At 66.3% G+C, this 16,470-nt stretch carries 11 protein-coding genes and 1 tRNA gene; 4 read left to right on the top strand and 8 right to left on the bottom strand.

Features of this window, described 5'->3' with window-relative positions; all coding sequences use genetic code 11:
* The first annotated feature begins 59 nt into the window (after positions 1 to 59).
* On the top strand, positions 60 to 2,687 hold the full coding sequence (locus tag QMG72_RS13675) for a trehalase-like domain-containing protein (RefSeq protein ID WP_226775201.1): 2,628 nt from the start codon (positions 60 to 62) through the stop codon (positions 2,685 to 2,687).
* A gap of 19 nt (positions 2,688 to 2,706) precedes the next feature.
* Here QMG72_RS13675 and QMG72_RS13670 read toward each other — a convergent pair whose 3' ends face one another.
* The 4 genes from QMG72_RS13670 to QMG72_RS13655 all read right to left on the bottom strand — a co-directional run bounded on the left by QMG72_RS13670 (position 2,707) and on the right by QMG72_RS13655 (position 6,252).
* A complete protein-coding gene (locus QMG72_RS13670; protein ID WP_226775202.1) occupies positions 2,707 to 3,702 on the bottom strand; it encodes a GmrSD restriction endonuclease domain-containing protein in 996 nt (331 codons plus the stop codon).
* A gap of 102 nt (positions 3,703 to 3,804) precedes the next feature.
* The gene (locus tag QMG72_RS13665; protein WP_226775495.1) at positions 3,805 to 4,731 is read right to left on the bottom strand and encodes an AEC family transporter; all 927 of its coding nucleotides are present in this window, start codon (positions 4,729 to 4,731) and stop codon (positions 3,805 to 3,807) included.
* Positions 4,732 to 4,846: 115 nt separating this feature from the next.
* Entirely contained in the window at positions 4,847 to 5,275 is a 429-nt protein-coding gene (panD, locus tag QMG72_RS13660) for an aspartate 1-decarboxylase (RefSeq protein ID WP_226775203.1), read from the bottom strand.
* Positions 5,276 to 5,340: 65 nt separating this feature from the next.
* Positions 5,341 to 6,252, bottom strand: coding sequence for a LysR substrate-binding domain-containing protein (locus QMG72_RS13655; RefSeq protein ID WP_226775204.1), 912 nt, complete (start codon positions 6,250 to 6,252; stop codon positions 5,341 to 5,343).
* Between the two features lie 159 nt (positions 6,253 to 6,411).
* On the opposite strand from QMG72_RS13655, the gene QMG72_RS13650 reads away from it, so the two are divergent.
* Entirely contained in the window at positions 6,412 to 7,860 is a 1,449-nt protein-coding gene (locus QMG72_RS13650; RefSeq protein WP_396021294.1) for an amino acid permease, read from the top strand.
* 293 nt (positions 7,861 to 8,153) lie between these two features.
* Positions 8,154 to 11,660 (top strand): proline dehydrogenase family protein, encoded by a 3,507-nt coding sequence (locus QMG72_RS13645; RefSeq protein WP_282359011.1) that lies wholly within the window; start codon positions 8,154 to 8,156, stop codon positions 11,658 to 11,660.
* Between the two features lie 102 nt (positions 11,661 to 11,762).
* On the opposite strand, the gene QMG72_RS13640 is transcribed toward QMG72_RS13645, so the two are convergent.
* Positions 11,763 to 12,128, bottom strand: coding sequence for a hypothetical protein (locus QMG72_RS13640; RefSeq protein ID WP_226775207.1), 366 nt, complete (start codon positions 12,126 to 12,128; stop codon positions 11,763 to 11,765).
* 267 nt (positions 12,129 to 12,395) lie between these two features.
* A complete protein-coding gene (locus tag QMG72_RS13635) occupies positions 12,396 to 13,250 on the bottom strand; it encodes a LysR substrate-binding domain-containing protein (protein ID WP_226775208.1) in 855 nt (284 codons plus the stop codon).
* A gap of 143 nt (positions 13,251 to 13,393) precedes the next feature.
* On the opposite strand from QMG72_RS13635, the gene QMG72_RS13630 reads away from it, so the two are divergent.
* Positions 13,394 to 14,794, top strand: a complete 1,401-nt coding sequence (locus QMG72_RS13630; RefSeq protein ID WP_283480807.1) for an MFS transporter — start codon at positions 13,394 to 13,396, stop codon at positions 14,792 to 14,794.
* A gap of 79 nt (positions 14,795 to 14,873) precedes the next feature.
* Here QMG72_RS13630 and QMG72_RS13625 read toward each other — a convergent pair whose 3' ends face one another.
* Together QMG72_RS13625 and QMG72_RS13620 are read right to left on the bottom strand one after the other, a co-directional pair.
* Positions 14,874 to 16,034 carry a N(5)-(carboxyethyl)ornithine synthase gene (locus QMG72_RS13625; RefSeq protein ID WP_226775210.1) on the bottom strand — a complete coding sequence of 387 codons (1,161 nt, stop codon included), beginning with the start codon at positions 16,032 to 16,034 and terminating at the stop codon, positions 14,874 to 14,876.
* 247 nt (positions 16,035 to 16,281) lie between these two features.
* A tRNA-Gly gene (locus QMG72_RS13620) sits at positions 16,282 to 16,355 on the bottom strand.
* Positions 16,356 to 16,470 lie beyond the last annotated feature (115 nt).

Raw genomic sequence — 16,470 nt, 5'->3', positions numbered from 1 at the left:
ACGCCCGGCAGCGGGCGCACTCAAGGCAGGCATGGGGGACTAACCAAAGGACTCCGCACATGCCCACTCCGCTCAACCAGTCCCTGGCGGACTCTGCCCTCCTGACGAAGTCCCTGCCGCTGGGCCTGCTCCGGGCCTTCGTCCAGACCAACGCCGCCGACGACGGGCTGACGCCACAACTCCTGGCGGAACTTAAAATCCTGGCCCGCACCCCGGCGCTGCTGGTGGCGTGCAACTACGGCGGGACCCTGTGCGCGGCGGAAGGCATTTCCACCGAGACCCTGCCGCTGGGCAGCGCGGCGATTGCCCTCCGTGCGCTGGCGGCGCTCCCCAACACCCATGCCGCCGTCATCTCGGGGCGTTCCCTGCGCGACCTGGCCGCAGTCTCCCGGCTCCCGGCCGAGGTCCACCTGGTCGGCTCGCACGGTGCCGAGTTCGACATGGGTTATGCCCACGGCCTGTCCCTGGCCACCGAATCCGTGTTGCAGCAAGCCAGCCAGGCCCTTGCCGAAACTGTGGGCGCCTACCGGGGAATCACCATCGAACGGAAACCCGTCGCAGTGTCGGTGCACACCCGCCCGGCCGCTGCCGACGTCGTTGCGCTCGCCACCGCGCAAGCGCAGGTGATAGCCCGCGCGCATGGGCTGGCCCTGATTGTGGACGGTTCGGTGCTGGACCTTTCCGTGGTGGAACCGGCCAAGGCAGCCGCCCTGGAACAGTTGCGCTCCATGCTCGGCGTCAGCGCAGCCCTCTACGCGGGAGACGCTGCGAGCGATGAGCTGGCAATGGCGACGTTGCGCGGGCCGGACATGGCGCTGCGGGTGGGGGCGGGACCCACCCTGGCGCCGCATCGGCTTCCGGACCCCGAGTCCTTCGCCCGGGTGCTGGCCATCCTCTTTGAACTGCGGCGGGCCTGGCTCTTCGGAGAGGACGCCGTCGGACTGGAGCGGCACTCCATGATCGGCAACGGCTCGTCCACTGCCCTTATCACCCCGGATGCCAAAATCTGCTGGATGACCCACCCGCTGCCGGATTCCGGATCGCTCTTTGCGCATCTGCTCGGCGGTGACGCTGCCGGCCACTTTTCGGTCGAACCGGTCAAGGCCTCGCAGGTCCTGGGGCAGCGCTATGTGGACAGCACGATGATCGTGGAAACCCGCTGGGCCGACGTGACAGTCACCGACTACCTGGAACCGGCGCCGGAGGGTGTCACCAGCCTGGTCCGGGTGCTCTCCGGAACGGGGACTGCGCGGATTGTCTTTGCGCCCCGTCCGGACTACGCCAACGCGCACTTCAGCATGGAGGCCCGTGGATCAGAGCTGCACGTGGTGGGGACCGCCGACCCGATGATCCTGCTTGCCCCAGGTGCCAGCTTCAGGATCACCTCCGACGGCCGCCACGCCACCGCGACTGCAGAGGTTGAGTTGCGGCACGGTCCGGTGGTGCTGAACCTGCGCTGCGGCGACACGGAACTCCACCGCGCGGCGCCGCCCGAGGAAAACTCCCGCCGTGCCGCCGTCGCGCATCATTCCCGGCGTTGGGTGCAGGCGCTGCAGTTGCCCGCGGTGAAACCGTCCCTGGTCCGCAGGTCCGCCCTGGTGCTCCGGGCCCTGGTGCACGAGCCCACCGGTGCGGTGCTGGCGGCGCCCACCACCTCCCTGCCGGAGGGGATCGGCGGCACGCGGAACTGGGACTACCGGTACTGCTGGCTGCGGGACGGCTCGATGACTGTTAATGCGCTGGTGGACCTCGGCTCGACGTCGGAGGCTGAGGGGTTCCTCGCCTGGCTGGGCCGGATCCTTGCCCACTCTCCGGGCCCGGAGTGGCTGCACCCGCTGTATTCGGTTACCGGGGCTCCGCTGTCAACCGAGGCTATTATCGAGAGCCTGCCCGGTTACGCGGGCTCCCGGCCGGTGCGGATCGGCAATGCCGCCGACCATCAGGTGCAGCTTGACGTCTTCGGGCCGATCGCCGAGCTCATCGATGCCCTGAGCGCGCGGCAGGGGGAACTGGCCGAGGCCCATTGGGAGCTGATGGTCCAGATGGCGGCTGCCGTCCTAACCCGCTGGCAGGAGGCGGACCACGGAATCTGGGAAGCCCGGCGGGCGCCCCGGCACCACATATATACCAAGGTGATGTGCTGGGTGGCTCTGGACCGGGCGCTGCGCACCGCCGCCCGGCACGGACGGACGCCGCTGCCGCAGTGGGCGCCCACTGCGGCTCTCATTCGGGACGAAGTCCTGCGCGAGGGCTGGGATGAGAGCGCCGCGTCCTACACGGTGGCCTATGACAGCCCGGATCTGGACGCTGCGGTGCTGCACATTGGGCTCTCCGGCCTCCTGGACGTCGCCGACCAGCGCTTCCTGGACACCGTCACAGCGGTGGAACGGGAGCTGCGGGTGGGCCCCACGGTGTTCCGCTACCGCTACGACGACGGGCTGCCCGGACTGGAGGGCGGCTTCCACATCTGCACCACCTGGCTCATTGAGGCGTACGTGGCGGTGGGGCGCATCGAGGAGGCATGGGACCTGTTCGACCAGCTGGTCAATCTGTTTGGGCCGACCGGGCTGCTGCCGGAGGAGTACGACCCGGGCACCGAAACGCACTTGGGAAACCATCCGCAGGCGTACTCGCACCTGGGTTTCATCCGGTGCGCCCGTCTGCTGGACGCGCTGCCGAAGAACTAGGTTCCGGACCCCGACATCCCTATTCGCAGGCGACCCCGTCGCGGTCGCCGTCCATCTGCTCGCGGTAGCCTGGCTGGCCGGATCGCAGCGGCGCGGCCCCGGCCGCCCGGGCAGCGGCGCAGTTCGCGTAGAACACGGCCGCAGGGGCCGGCGCTGCGGGGCCCGGGGCTGCGGGAACTGGCGCCGCCGGGGACGGCGTGTTGGGGGTGGCCGTACCTGTGCCGGCAGGGATTGTTGCGTCCGGGCAGCCGCCGAGGATCCGTGCCATCGCATCATGCTCGGCTTGGGTGATCCACAGGCCGTAGCCGGACTTGACGGAGATCTGCCGGGCAACATAGTCGCAGCGGAAGGCTTTGTTTGGCGGCAGCCAGGTCGCGGCGTCGCCGTCGCTCTTTTGCTGGTTGTTGGGGCCGTCCACCGCGAGCAGGTTCAGCGGGTCGTTGGCCAGGGACAGCCGCTGGGCCGCGGTGAGTTGCTGGGCGCCCTTTTGCCAGGCGTCGCTGAGGGCCACCACATGGTCAATCTGTACGGCGGCGCTGGTGGTGCTGCCGCGGAGGAAATTGATCAGGGTCCCCGTGTACGGGTCGTTCAGGACGCCGGAGAGGACCACACACTCCCCGGTGCCGGGCTTGAGGGCGAGGGCTGTCAGGTCCCGGCGCAGCACATCGTTGCGGGTGTCGCACCCGTTGCGGTCGACGTCGGCCCAGGCCTGGCCAAACTCTTCGCGTGAGTAACCCGTCTTGGGTGCCCGGCCCTTGACCGGAATCGTGGCCAATTCGTCCAGGGCGTTGCCGGCGCGCGGGCCGGCGGTGATGTCCGCGGGCGAGGTGGCCGGCGCCGGCGTCCCTGGCTCCGCCGGTGCTGTAGCGCCTGCGGTGGCCGCCGGGGCGGCGGCCGGACCTGTCCCGGGTGCGGCGCAGGCCGTGGCTGAGACCAGCAGCAGTCCCGCCAGCCCGGAAACGATCCAGTCGACGGCGCCGGGTGCGCCGCTGCTGCGCGTTCTGAGTGTGTGCATTTTGTCCCCATATTGTGCTGGTGCCCCGGATCTCCGCGGGCCGGCTAAAGCCGGTCCCAGCCTACCGGCGCGGGAAACAACCCGGGCACGGCCTGGCCGGTATCAGGCGAGGAGCAGTGCCACGCAGATCATGGCGGGCACTGCGACGACTGTGGTGACGAGCACGGTGTCCTTCGCGACCGTGAGCCCGGTCTGGTAGCGGCTTGCGGCAACGAACACGTTCTGCGCCGTGGGCAACGCCGACGTGACCACCACCGCAAATAGCTCTTGCTCTTCCATGCCAAGGAGGAAGCGCGCGAAAACGTAAGCCAGCGCGGGATGCACAACGAGCTTGAACCCGCTTGCCAGCAGGGTGTCGAGACGCCGGCCCGCAGAGGCCTGCAGGGGCCGGGACCCATTGAGGCTCATGCCAAAGGCGATCAGCATGGCCGGAATCGCGGCGCCGCCGATCAGGTGGATTGGCTGCATCACGAGATCGGGGACCCGCCAGCCGGTCCCCGCCACGAGCAGGCCGAGTCCGGAGCCCACGATCATCGGATTTCGCAGGATCATCAGCCCGAAACCCAGCGGTGTGGTCCGGTGGTTGCTTGTCGTGGCGTCGAGGGCCATCAGGAACAGCGGCGTGAAGAAGGCCAGCTGGAAGATCAGCAGGGGAGCCACGTAGCTGGCGTCGCCAAGGACGAAGGCGGCGATCGGGATGCCTAGGTTGGCGGAATTGGCCAGCGAGGCGCCCATCGAGGACATCAGCGATTCCGGCACGGAACGCTTCAGGAGGACGCGGACAATGACGAAGAAAAGCGCCGCAGTGGTGATGGCACCGGCTGCTGTGACCAGCAGGGGCGCCGCGAAGACGTCGTCCAGACGAGCCTTGCCGAGCGTTTCGAAAAGCAGTGCGGGGCTGGCAACAAAGAAGGTCAACGCACTGAGCACGGAGCGGGCGTTCGTACCCAGGATCCCGCGCCGGCCGACGAACATGCCCACCAGGATGATGCACCACACCACAAAGAATCCGGCGAGAACGCCTAGCATGTGGTGGCCGTCGGCGTCAGGCATAGGGTGGCAGTCACCTGCCAAGAGTAATCAGCTTTATTTACTCCTGGTGCCCGTTACGGCGTGGACACTCCGCCGGCGCGGCGGCTCGGCGTCAGCTAAGTGTTGCGTTATCCAGCGCGAACGGCGGACGCATGGTCCCCGGCGTATGAGCCTCCGCGGGGTCGGAGCCGATCTGGACGATGTTGTTGTCCTTATCCACATGGACCACCCTGGGACGATAGGCCTTGGCCTCGTCCGTGGTCATTTGGGCGTAGGTGATCAGAATGATGATGTCGTTCTCGTGCATCAGGTGTGCGGCGGCACCGTTGATGCCAATGACCCCGGAACCGCGCTCGCCGGCGATTGTGTACGTCTCAAGCCGGGCACCGTTGGTGACGTCGACGATGGATACCAGCTCGCCGGGAAGGATGTCGGCGGCGTCCAGCAGATCCAGGTCCACGGTGACCGATCCGACGTAGTGGAGGTCCGCGTGCGTGACCGTGGCGCGGTGGATTTTGGACTTGAATATTGTGCGGTTCATAACGCCACCAGTCTAGCGCCGGTCCGCCGGCGGCGCTGTGCGCCAGGGGGCGCCGACCCGCCATATTACGGGCCCGCGGGCGGGATGGACGCGGCGGTCTCGGCCAGGATCTCTCGCGCGGCCAGGATTGCCGGGCGCTTGACGCTGGAACGCCGCACCGAAGTGAAGATGGTCCGGTGCGGATCACCCGGCAGGGTGATCAGATCCGCCGTCGTGCCTCTTCCGGTCCAGACGAGGTCAGGCATAAGGGCCACGGCGTTGCCGGATTCGATCAGCCGGATCTGCGCCTGCAGGTCAGCCGTTTCGAACCGGACGTCGGGCTCAAAGCCGGCGCTGCGGCAAGCCTGCTCTGCCCAATGCCGCGACGCGGCCCCGCGGGGTTCCATCACCCACGCCATCCCGGCGGTCTCCGCGAGGGACGTTATTGCCGCGCGGTCGGCGGCGGCGGGCGGAACCGCGAGGCGGATCGCATCGCCTGTGAGCCGGACGCGGTCGAGCTCGGCATACCGGGGTGCTGCGTGTCCGGGGTACTGCTCGGCAATCACCAGGTCGAAATCGCGGGCCCACGTTTCGTGGAGTGCCGTTTCGGGTTCCTGCTGGGTCATTTCAACCCTCACCTCGGGATAGCGTGAGGACATACGGGTGAGCGCGTCAGGCATCAGTGCCAGCGCCGCGGACTGGAAAACGGCCATCCGAACGGTGCCGGTCACTGTCGTGAGGGAGGCTGCCAGGTCCGCCTCGGCCTGTTCCAGCGTTTCCAGCAAATGGGCCGTGTGGGCTACCAGGACTTCGGCCTGCGGGGTGAGCTGAACCCGGCGACCGGTTTTGCGAAGCAGTTCGACGCCGGCCTCCTTTTCCAGCAGTGCCAGCTGCTGCGACACCGACGACGGGCTGTACTGCAGCGCTTCCGCTACCGCGACCAGGGTGCCGCGGATTTTCAGTTCGCGCAACAGGCGCAATCGCCGGACATCCAGCATCGCTATTCCTTTGTGAAATCTAATGGTTATTGATTAGGAGAATTCACTTTATCTAATGCAATCCGGCTTGCATACTGTTGTCGTTGAGTTACCCCCATCACAGGGTGGGTTGATGGGTGCCACACCAAACGGGAGACCCTGAAAATGAACGCACAAGACATGACCAGGTCGATCTTGCGGCGCAAGCCAATCGACGACATCGAGGAAGAAAGCCTTCATAGCGGGCTTTTCAAGAGCCTTGGGCTATGGCAGCTGACGGCCATCGGCGTCGGCGGTATCATCGGCGTCGGCATCTTTTCCCTGGCGGGCCTGGTGGCCCATGGCAGCGAGTCCGAACCCGGCGTCGGACCGGCCGTACTGTTTTCCTTCCTGATCGCGGGCCTCGCCTCCGCGGCTGCCGCGCTGTCCTACGCGGAATTCGCCGGAATGATCCCCCGGGCCGGCTCGGCATACACGTACGGCTACGTGGCCCTCGGGGAAATCATCGGCTGGTTCATCGGCTGGGACCTGCTGCTGGAGTACATTGCGATCGTGGCTGTTGTGGCCATCGGCATTTCCGGGTATTTCGATGCGTTCCTGACCGGCATCGGCGTGCACATGCCCGCCTGGATGACCGCGACGCCGGACGAGGGCACCGGGGGAATCATCAACCTCCCGGCGATCGCCGTCTGCCTGCTCGTGACCTGGATCCTGTCCCGCGGCACCAAGACTTTTGGCCGCTTCGAACTTGTAGCCGTAGGGATCAAGGTGGTCCTGATCCTGTTCATCATCGGCCTGGGCATCTTCTACATCGACACGGGGAACTACAACCCGTTTATGCCCAGCGGCTTCGGTCCGGTGGTGGCAGGCGCGGCCACCGTGTTCTTCGCAGTGTTCGGATACGACGCCATGAGTACCGCAGCGGAAGAGGCGACCGACGGCAAGAAGCACATGCCGAAGGCCATCATTATGTCCCTGATCATCGCGATGCTCCTGTACGTTGCCGCCACCCTGGTGCTCACCGGCATGCAGAATTTCAAGGACATCGACCCCAAGGCCGGCTTCGCCTCCGCGTTCAACGGTGTCGGCCTGCCGGTCATCGCCACGATTATCTCGGTCTTTGCCGTGCTGTCGATCCTGACCGTGATGCTCACCTTCCTGCTCGGCGTCACCCGCGTCTGGTTCTCGATGAGCCGCGACGGCCTGCTCCCCGGCTGGTTCGCCAAGACCGACCGCCACGGCACCCCGCAGCGCGTGACCTGGATTGCCGGCGTCGCTTCGGCACTGCTGGCCGGGGTATTCCCGATCAAGGCAGTCGCCGACCTGACCAACATCGGCATCCTGGCCGCGTTCGTCGTCGTCTGCTTCTCGGTGATCGTGTTCCGCTACAAAAAACCCGACGCCCCGCGCACGTTCCGGCTGCCGCTGATGCCCCTCGTTCCGGCCTTCGGTGTACTGGCTTCCGGGTTCCTGATGTTTCAACTGCACTGGGAGACCTGGCTGCGATTCGGCGTCTGGCTCGTCGTTGGTCTTGTCATCTACTTCGGCTACGGCCGAAAGCACTCACTGATGAATCCCGACAGCCCCCGGCACGAAGAAGCCGTGGAGATGCACCGCCACATCGGCTAGCCCCGACGCTCCCTCAGCTCCGGTCGTGTTTCCCCCGACGCTCCCTCAACTCCGGTCCACGATCGGCGAACCCTCTCTCATCTTGTGGGAGAGGGTTTCGTGGTTTCCCGACGGAAGTGAGGGAGGGCCGTGCGAATCAGCGCCGGAGGTGAGGGAGGGTCGTTTGGCGTGGCGGGCAAAACGTTCGATTTTCTGACCAGTATTGCTCGAAAAACATCGCTTTATCTTATGAAAATCCGGTCGCATACTGAAACAAGAACGGTCCACATTTTTGAGAAAGAACGAGTGCAGCCATGACCAACGTTTCAACGGAGTCCGGTGTGAAGGCCGGCAACGCGGCCGAGCAGGCAACCTTTTCGGACGACTCTGCGGTCCTTGAGGCCACCGCCCTGTCGGAAGAGACGATCGGGTTGGTGCGTCGCTGGCTGTCCGCGGCGGCAAGCGTTCCGGTTGATGCCTCGGCCGCCCAGCTCGCCGGGGTGTTGAAGGACCCGAACGGCCTCGACTTCACCGTCGGATTCGTCGACGGCGTCGTCCGTCCCGAGGACCTGGGAGTTGCAGCGCGGAACCTCGCGGCGCTGGCACCCAAGGTGCCCGCTTTCCTGCCCTGGTACATGCGCGGCGCCGTCCGGCTCGGCGGCACCATGGCCCCGTTGCTGCCGCGCTTGGTTATCCCGATCGCACGCCGGGTGCTGCGTGAGATGGTGGGGCACCTGATCGTTGACGCGACCCACGCCAAGCTCGGTCCCGCCATCGCGAAGATCCGCAAGGACGGCATCAAGCTCAACGTCAATCTCCTGGGCGAGGCAGTGCTCGGTGAGCACGAGGCCTCCCGCCGGCTTGAGGGCACCCATACGCTCCTTGCCCGTCCGGACGTTGACTACGTCTCGATCAAGGTTTCCTCGACGGTCGCCCCGCACTCGCCGTGGGCGTTTGATGAGGCCGTGGAGCATGTGGTGGAGAAGCTGACCCCGCTGTTCGCCCGGGCGGCGTCCTTCCCGGTGGCGAAGTTCATCAATCTGGACATGGAGGAATACAAGGATCTGGATCTGACCATCGCGGTCTTCACCCGGATCCTTGATAAGCCCGAGTTCAAGAACCTGGCGGCCGGCATTGTGCTCCAGGCCTACCTCCCGGACGCGCTGTCCGCGATGGTCAGGCTGCAGGACTGGGCTGCCGCGCGCCGCGCCGGCGGGGGTGCCGCGGTCAAGGTCCGTGTGGTGAAGGGCGCGAACCTGCCGATGGAGCAGGTCGAAGCGTCATTGCATGACTGGCCGCTCGCCACCTGGGGAACGAAGCAGGATTCGGATACCAACTACAAGCGCGTCATCAATTACGCGCTGCACCCGGACCGGATCGGGAACATCCGGATCGGTGTGGCCGGTCATAATCTCTTCGATATTGCGTTCGCCTGGTTGCTGGCCAAACAGCGCGGTGTGGAGTCCGGGATCGAGTTCGAGATGCTGTTGGGGATGGCCCAGGGCCAGGCGGAAGCGGTCAGGAAGGACGTCGGTTCGCTGCTGCTCTACACACCAGTGGTGCACCCGGCCGAGTTCGACGTCGCGATCGCGTACCTGATCCGCCGCCTCGAGGAAGGCGCCAGCCAGGAAAACTTCATGTCCGCCGTGTTCGAACTCGGGGGGAACTCCCCAGAAAGCCGCTCCCTCTTCGAGCGAGAGAAGGAGCGCTTCCTCGCCTCCCTCGCCGACTTGGACGGCACGGTGCCCGGCCCGAACAGGCGGCAGAACCGCGCACTCCCGGCCATGCCGATGCCGCGCGACGCCTTTGCGAACACCCCGGACACCGATCCGTCGCTGCCGGCGAACCGCGATTGGGGCCGGGCCATCCTGGAGCGGGTTCCGCACTCGACTCTGGGCAACGCGGCCGTGGAAGCGGCCACCATCCATGACGAGGCTAGCCTTGAGACCGTCATCGCGACCGCCGTGGCGAAGGGCAGGGCCTGGGGCGCACTGTCCGGAGCCGAGCGGGCCGAAATCCTGCACCGCGCCGGCGACGTCCTGGAATCCCGCCGCGCTGAGCTGCTTGAGGTCATGGCGAGCGAGACCGGCAAGACCATCGACCAGGGTGACCCCGAGGTCAGCGAGGCGGTTGACTTCGCGCACTACTACGCCGAATCGGCCCGCAAACTCGACGACGTCGACGGCGCCACCTTCGTGCCGGCCACACTCACGGTCGTGACGCCGCCGTGGAACTTCCCGGTAGCCATCCCGGCCGGCTCTACCCTCGCGGCCCTGGCCGCAGGCTCCGCCGTTGTCATCAAACCCGCCAGGCAGGCTTGCCGCAGCGGCGCCGTGATGGTCGAGGCCCTGTGGGAAGCCGGCGTCCCGAGAGACGTCCTGACCATGGTTCAGCTCGGCGAGCGGGAGCTGGGCCGGCAGCTGATCGGCCACCCCGCGGTGGACCGGGTGATCCTCACCGGCGGCTACGAAACGGCCGAATTGTTCCGTTCGTTCCGCCCGGACCTGCCCCTGCTCGCCGAGACCAGCGGTAAGAATGCCATTATTGTGACCCCGAGCGCGGACCTCGACCTCGCCGCCAAAGACGTCGCGTACTCCGCGTTTGGCCACGCCGGGCAGAAGTGCTCTGCGGCCTCGCTGGTGATCCTCGTCGGCTCGGTGGCGAAATCCAGGCGCTTCCACCACCAGTTGGTCGACGCCGTGACGTCCTTGAAGGTGGGGTACCCGGAGGATCCGGCCAGCCAGATGGGCCCGATCATCGAACCCGCCAACGGCAAGCTGCTCAGCGCCCTCACCACACTCGGCGAAGGCGAGTCCTGGGCAGTGGAGCCCCGGAAACTTGATGACACCGGCAGGCTCTGGAGCCCGGGCGTGCGCAACGGCGTGCGCCGCGGCTCATATTTCCACCTCACCGAATTCTTCGGCCCCGTGCTCGGGGTTATGACCGCGGACACCCTGGACGAGGCAATCGCGATCCAGAACCAGATCGACTACGGCCTCACGTCCGGTCTGCACTCCCTGGATCCGGAGGAAGTCGGCTTGTGGCTTGACACCGTCCAGGCGGGCAACCTGTACGTCAACCGCGGTATCACCGGCGCCATTGTGCAGCGCCAGCCCTTCGGCGGCTGGAAGAAATCCGCCGTCGGCGCCGGCACCAAGGCCGGCGGTCCAAACTACCTGACCGGACTCGGCACCTGGACCAGCAAGCCCAGCTCCGCGGCCCGAAGCACCGAACCAGGGCACCCTGGCGTCCAGCGGATCCTGCAGGCTGCCCGGAGCGAGATGGCCGCCGTCGAATTCGAATCATTGCAGCGTGCACTGGGCTCGGACGCCCGCGCCTGGGCGGACGAGTTTGGCACCGCCAGGGACGCCACCGGGCTGGCCGCCGAGCGGAACATCTTCCGCTACCGGCCCCTGCCCGTGACCATCCGCCGCTCCGACGCTGAACCCCTCACCCACCTTGTCCGGACCGTCGCGGCCGGAGTCCTCGCCGGCTCAACCCTGACGGTGTCCAGCGGCGAGGCGCTGCCCGCCAAGCTGCACACGGTCTTCTCCGGCCTCGGCATCGACACCACAGTGCAGAACGACGCCGACTGGCTCGCCGCCGCGAAGACAACAACAACCACACGGATCAGGCTCCTTGGCGGCAACCACACAGTCCTGGCCCAGGCCACCGGCGGACGCCCCGATCTCGCCATCTACCACCAGCCGGCTACCGAATCCGGACATGTTGACCTGTTGCCCTTCCTGCACGAGCAAGCCATCAGCATCACCGCCCACCGGTTCGGCACCCCCAACCACATCACCGACACACTGATCTAGGGCATTGCCCCCGGGAGGCGGATTAAACGAGCCGGGCGACCACCCTCCAATAGTGGTCGCCCGGCTCATTGATTTTGGGGCGCGGCGTGCCCCGGACCGGACTCAGCCGAAGTACCAGCCTGGCGGAACCCACGAGGCAGGCACCGCATGGGCGGAGAAGTCGTCGCATCCGGAGCAGAAGTAGGTGACTTCGCCCAGCTTGTTGATGGAGCCGTCCCTCCGGTGCGTGGCAGGAACAAATGTCTCAAGGTAGATGAACTCGTCGTTCCCGCAGCGTTCGCAGAACGGGCTGCCCACGTAATCGGCCTCAACAAGGGTGGGCAAGTGAGGGTTCAGCTGGCCCCCGCGGGGGTGGTGGGCGGATGAGCCGCGGTGCACGGCTTGGGAGAGCGGGCTCGCAGTCTTCAGGCCACCGCCTGACGATACTGCGGTGAGCGGACTGTGGTGGGGGTTATTGGCTGGCGTCATTGTCGGCCTATCCCGAACGCCTCCGGAAGTCGCCGTGCGGCAGACCCAGGTACAGCATCCGTTTGTTGAATCGGTGTAGTTGGCCGCTGCTTGACCGTTAACGTACTCAGGATATGCCACGAATCCGGGTGGATCAATGGTATGCGTAAGTATGCAATCCAAGTAGGTACAGCGCCGGGTCGCGTAGGCCGCAACGGATCGGCGCAGGCGCTGGGCAGGTATCCCCGGCTGCGCCGCTGCTTCCGGCCCCGACGCCGGCGGGTCCGTTCAAGCGGAGCGCTTCAGCGGCCGGCCGGCGATCGTCTGGGTCAAGGCCTCAATCACCTCGGTGTTGGCCAGCGGATTTCGGATCAGGGTGAAGTCCACGTCGCCCACCGGGGGCAGGTCAAAGCGCCGGGTGATGATCTTGAGGTCCTCCGGCACCAGCGAGGACGGCATGACCGCCACCCCGATCCCGGCCCGGACCGCGGCCAGCACCCCGCTGATCTGCCGGGTTGCGCAGGTGATCCGCCAAGTCCTGCCAGCGGACTCCAACGCGTCGATGGCCAGCTTCCGGCTGAGGCTGGGGGCGGGGTAGGCAATCAGCGGCACCGGCTCGGTCGGATCCAGCGAGGTCTGCTCCAAGCCGACCCAGGCGAACGAGTCCTGCTGCACTACCGTGCCGTCCTTGGCCCCGGCAACCCATTTGACGAAGACCAGGTCCAGTTGGCCGGCATTGAGCCGCTTGTAGAGCTGGTCGCTTTGGCCCACTGTCAGTTCCAGGTTGATCTGCGGGTAGACCTGCCGAAACTCCCGCAGGATCCGCGGGAGCCCGGTGATGGCCAGGTCGTCGGCGGTACCGAAGCGCAGCCGCCCGCGCATGGCCGATCCGGAGAAATAGCGTGCCGCCGCATCATGGGCGGAGAGGATGCTCCGGGCGAAACCTGCCATCGCGTCCCCGTTGTCGGTGAGGCGCACGTCCCGGGTGTCCCGCGCCACGAGGACCCGTTTTGCGGCGGTCTCCAGCTTGCGGACATGCTGGCTGACCGTCGGCTGTGCCAGGCCCAGCCGTTCCGCGGCCTTGGTAAAGCTCAGAGTCTCAGCCACGGCCAGGAAGGACCGCAGCTGGGCAGGTTCAAACATGAGGCCTCCCGGGCCGTGCGCGCGTTCCCGCATCCCATTGCGTTACGTAATGCGAGTTATGCGGTGAATAAGCTTCCACAATCTATTGCGGCCAGCTTAGCGTTAAGGCATCCCCATTCACCCCGCTCCCTTGAGGACATTCCGTGGCACCCCCACCGCCGTTAGAGGCCACCGTCACCGCACTGCCAGACGCCGTTACCCAGCCTGTCGCCGTCGTAAGCCAAAGGCTGCCGTGGCGCCACACCTTCATATCGTTGAAGGTCCGCAATTTCCGCATCTTCGCGATCGGCCATTTCATCGCCGTCATCGCCCTCTGGATGCAGCGGATTGCGCAGGACTGGCTGGTCCTCCAACTCTCCGGTTCCGTCACCGCCGTCGGGATCACCGTCGCCCTGCAGTTCCTGCCATCGCTCTTTCTGGGGCCGTGGGCAGGGATGATGGCGGATCGGTTCGCGAAGCGCAGGATCCTGATGCTGTGCCAGTCAGTGGCGGCGGCGCTGGCGGCCGTTCTCGCCGTGCTGGCGCTCAGCCAGCGGATTGAGGTGTGGCACGTCTACGTCATCGCCCTGGCGTTGGGCCTGGTGACCGTGCTGGACCAGCCCGCGCGGCAGGTCTTTGTCAACGAACTCGTGGGCCCGGCCTATCTCCGGAACGCCATCAGCGTGAATTCCACAACGTTCCAGCTCGGCGGGCTGATCGGACCCGCGCTCGCCGGCCTGCTGATCACCGCGGTGGGTGCCGGCTGGGCATTCGCCGCGAACGCCGTCGCGTGCTGCTCGACAGTTGCCATGCTGCTCACGTTGCGGAAGGACCAGCTGCACACCAGCGCACCCGTGCCCAAGCGCAAGGGAATGCTGCGTGAAGGGCTGAACTATGCGCTGAGCAAACCAACCATCTACTGGCCGTGGCTGATGGCGGCCTTCGTCGCTGTGTTCGCGATGAGCCTGCCGGTGTTGCTTGCCGCTTTCGCGGACCGTGTGTACGACGTCGGCGCCGGCGGCTACGGGGTGCTCAACGGGACGGTGGCCCTCGGGGCGCTGGCCGGGGCTATCACCTCCGCCCGCCGGCGTGAGCTGCGGCTGCGTTCGGTGATGCTCGCCGCCGGAATGTACGGGCTTATGCTCTGCTTGGCGGCGCTGGCGCCTTCCATCGAATGGTTCGCGGCGGCGATGGTGCTGGCCGGGTTCTGGTGCCTGATGTTCCTGACCGCCGCCAACCAGTTGGTCCAAATCAGCTCAAACATGGCAATCCGCGGACGCGTGATGAGCCTGTACATTATGGTCCTGATCGGCGGGCAGGCCATTGGCGGGCCCATGCTCGGCTGGCTGGCAGAGCACGTGGATCCGCACACGGCCATCCTGGTTTCCGGCGCGGTACCGGCCCTGGCAGCCGCGACGGTCGCCGTTGTGCTGGCCCGCCGCGACCAGCTGATGCTCCGGGTGGACCTGCGGGACCGGCGCAGACTCGTCAAGATCGTCCGCAGGGCTGCCGGTCCGGCGACAGGGCAGTACCCGTGCGGGCGGCCGGCTGCCGCCACACCCTAACGTTGCGCACGGCAGATCGAGGGCCGCTGCTTGGATCCGCGCAGCGGCCCTCGGTTTTTGTAGCGGAAACCCCGGCCGGTCAGCCTGCCAGCGGGCCGTGCGGGTACGCCGGATGCCGTTGCTGGAACTGAAGTACGTCCGGGTTGAGGACGACTCCGTCGCGGACCTCGATGGCGCGCCGGATGGTCTCGTTCGCGGCCCACTCCTCGGGTCCGCTGATCACGGTTTCCAGGAAGGGCAGCAGCGCCTCGCTGATTTCCCAACTGGCGGAATTCCACAGGTAGGACGGGCTGTGGTCCACGCCGTAGTAGGCGATATGGTCCCCGACGGTGAACATCGGCTCGGCAAACGTGGTGCTTTTCGCCCAGCTGAAGCCCATACCCTCATCGCAGGACACGTCCACGATCAGGCTCCCGGGCCGGAACTTGTCGAGATCCTCCGTGCGCAGATACGTCAGTGGTGCGTTCGGATCCTGGAGTGTGCAGTTGACGACGATGTCCGTCCCGGCGAGGAACGGTGCGAGCGGCACGCGGCCGCGCTCGGTGATGACTTCGCTCAGGAACGGCGCCTTGTCGCTGTGGTCGAACTGCGCGATCCGCACCGAATGGATGGGGGAGCCAACCGCGGCAACCCCGCGGTTGGTCAGGACCTGGACGTCGTGTACGCCATGGGCGTTCAGCGCCGTGACCGCACCGCGCGCCGTGGCCCCGAAGCCGATCACCACTGCGCTCAGCCGGCGGCCGTAGTCTCCGGTGGAACCAGTTAGGCCCAGGGCGTGCAGCACCGAACAGTAACCGGCCAGTTCGTTGTTCTTGTGGAACACGTGCAAGCCGAAGCCGCCGTCGCTGGCCCAGTGGTTCATCGCCTCGAACGCTATCAGCGTGAGCTTTTTGTCGATCGCCAGTTGGGTGATGGCCCGGTCCTGGACGCAGTGCGGCCAGCCCCAGAGGACCTGACCGTCCCGGAGTTCGGCAAGGTCTTCGGGCTGCGGTTTGGGCAACAGGACGACGTCGGCCTCGGCGAGAAGCTGGGCGCGTGGGACGATGCGCCCCACCAGCGGTGCCAGATGGGCATCCGAGACGCCGAAGCGCTCGCCGTAGCCCTCCTCCAGAATGAGCTGCCGCTGGAGTTCCGGGGCTATGCGGTCCAGGTGGAGAGGGTGGATCGGGAGGCGCTGCTCGTCAGGTTTCCGGGTGCTGGCAAGCACTCCGAGGGTAAGACGGTTCGTCGGACCGCTCACTTTTTCTTCGGACTGGCCGGCTTCGAGCCGGTCGCCTTGTCCAGGGAGCTTGGCGGCAAAGCGGCGGTCCTTTTCTCGGCACGCTTTTCCTTCAGGGATTTCCCGGATTTCTTGGATGCTGCTTGACGGGGGGACTTGTCAGCCATGATCGCTCCTGTAGCGGAACCGAAGAGGTTCCTGACTTCGAACCATACAGGCACGGACCTAACGGCCCGGAGGGGTCCAAGGCGCAGAAACCCTGGCGAAGTGGAGCGGCTGACGGGAATCGAACCCGCGTATCAAGCTTGGGAAGCTAGCGCTCTACCATTGAGCTACAGCCGCAGTGGGAACGGCCGAAATGCTGAAGCCGGTCCCGGGGAACAACGAGATTTACCTTACCCCAGCCACGCGCGTTCGCCGAACACGTCGCCCCTGCGACATCGTGGCCCGGCGCTCC

This window comes from Pseudarthrobacter sp. PH31-O2, assembly GCF_030063265.1.
In the GTDB taxonomy this organism is placed as follows: Bacteria; Actinomycetota; Actinomycetes; order Actinomycetales; family Micrococcaceae; genus Arthrobacter.
Note: the sequence above shows the minus strand (reverse complement) of the source record. Positions and strands in the feature narration are given on the sequence as shown.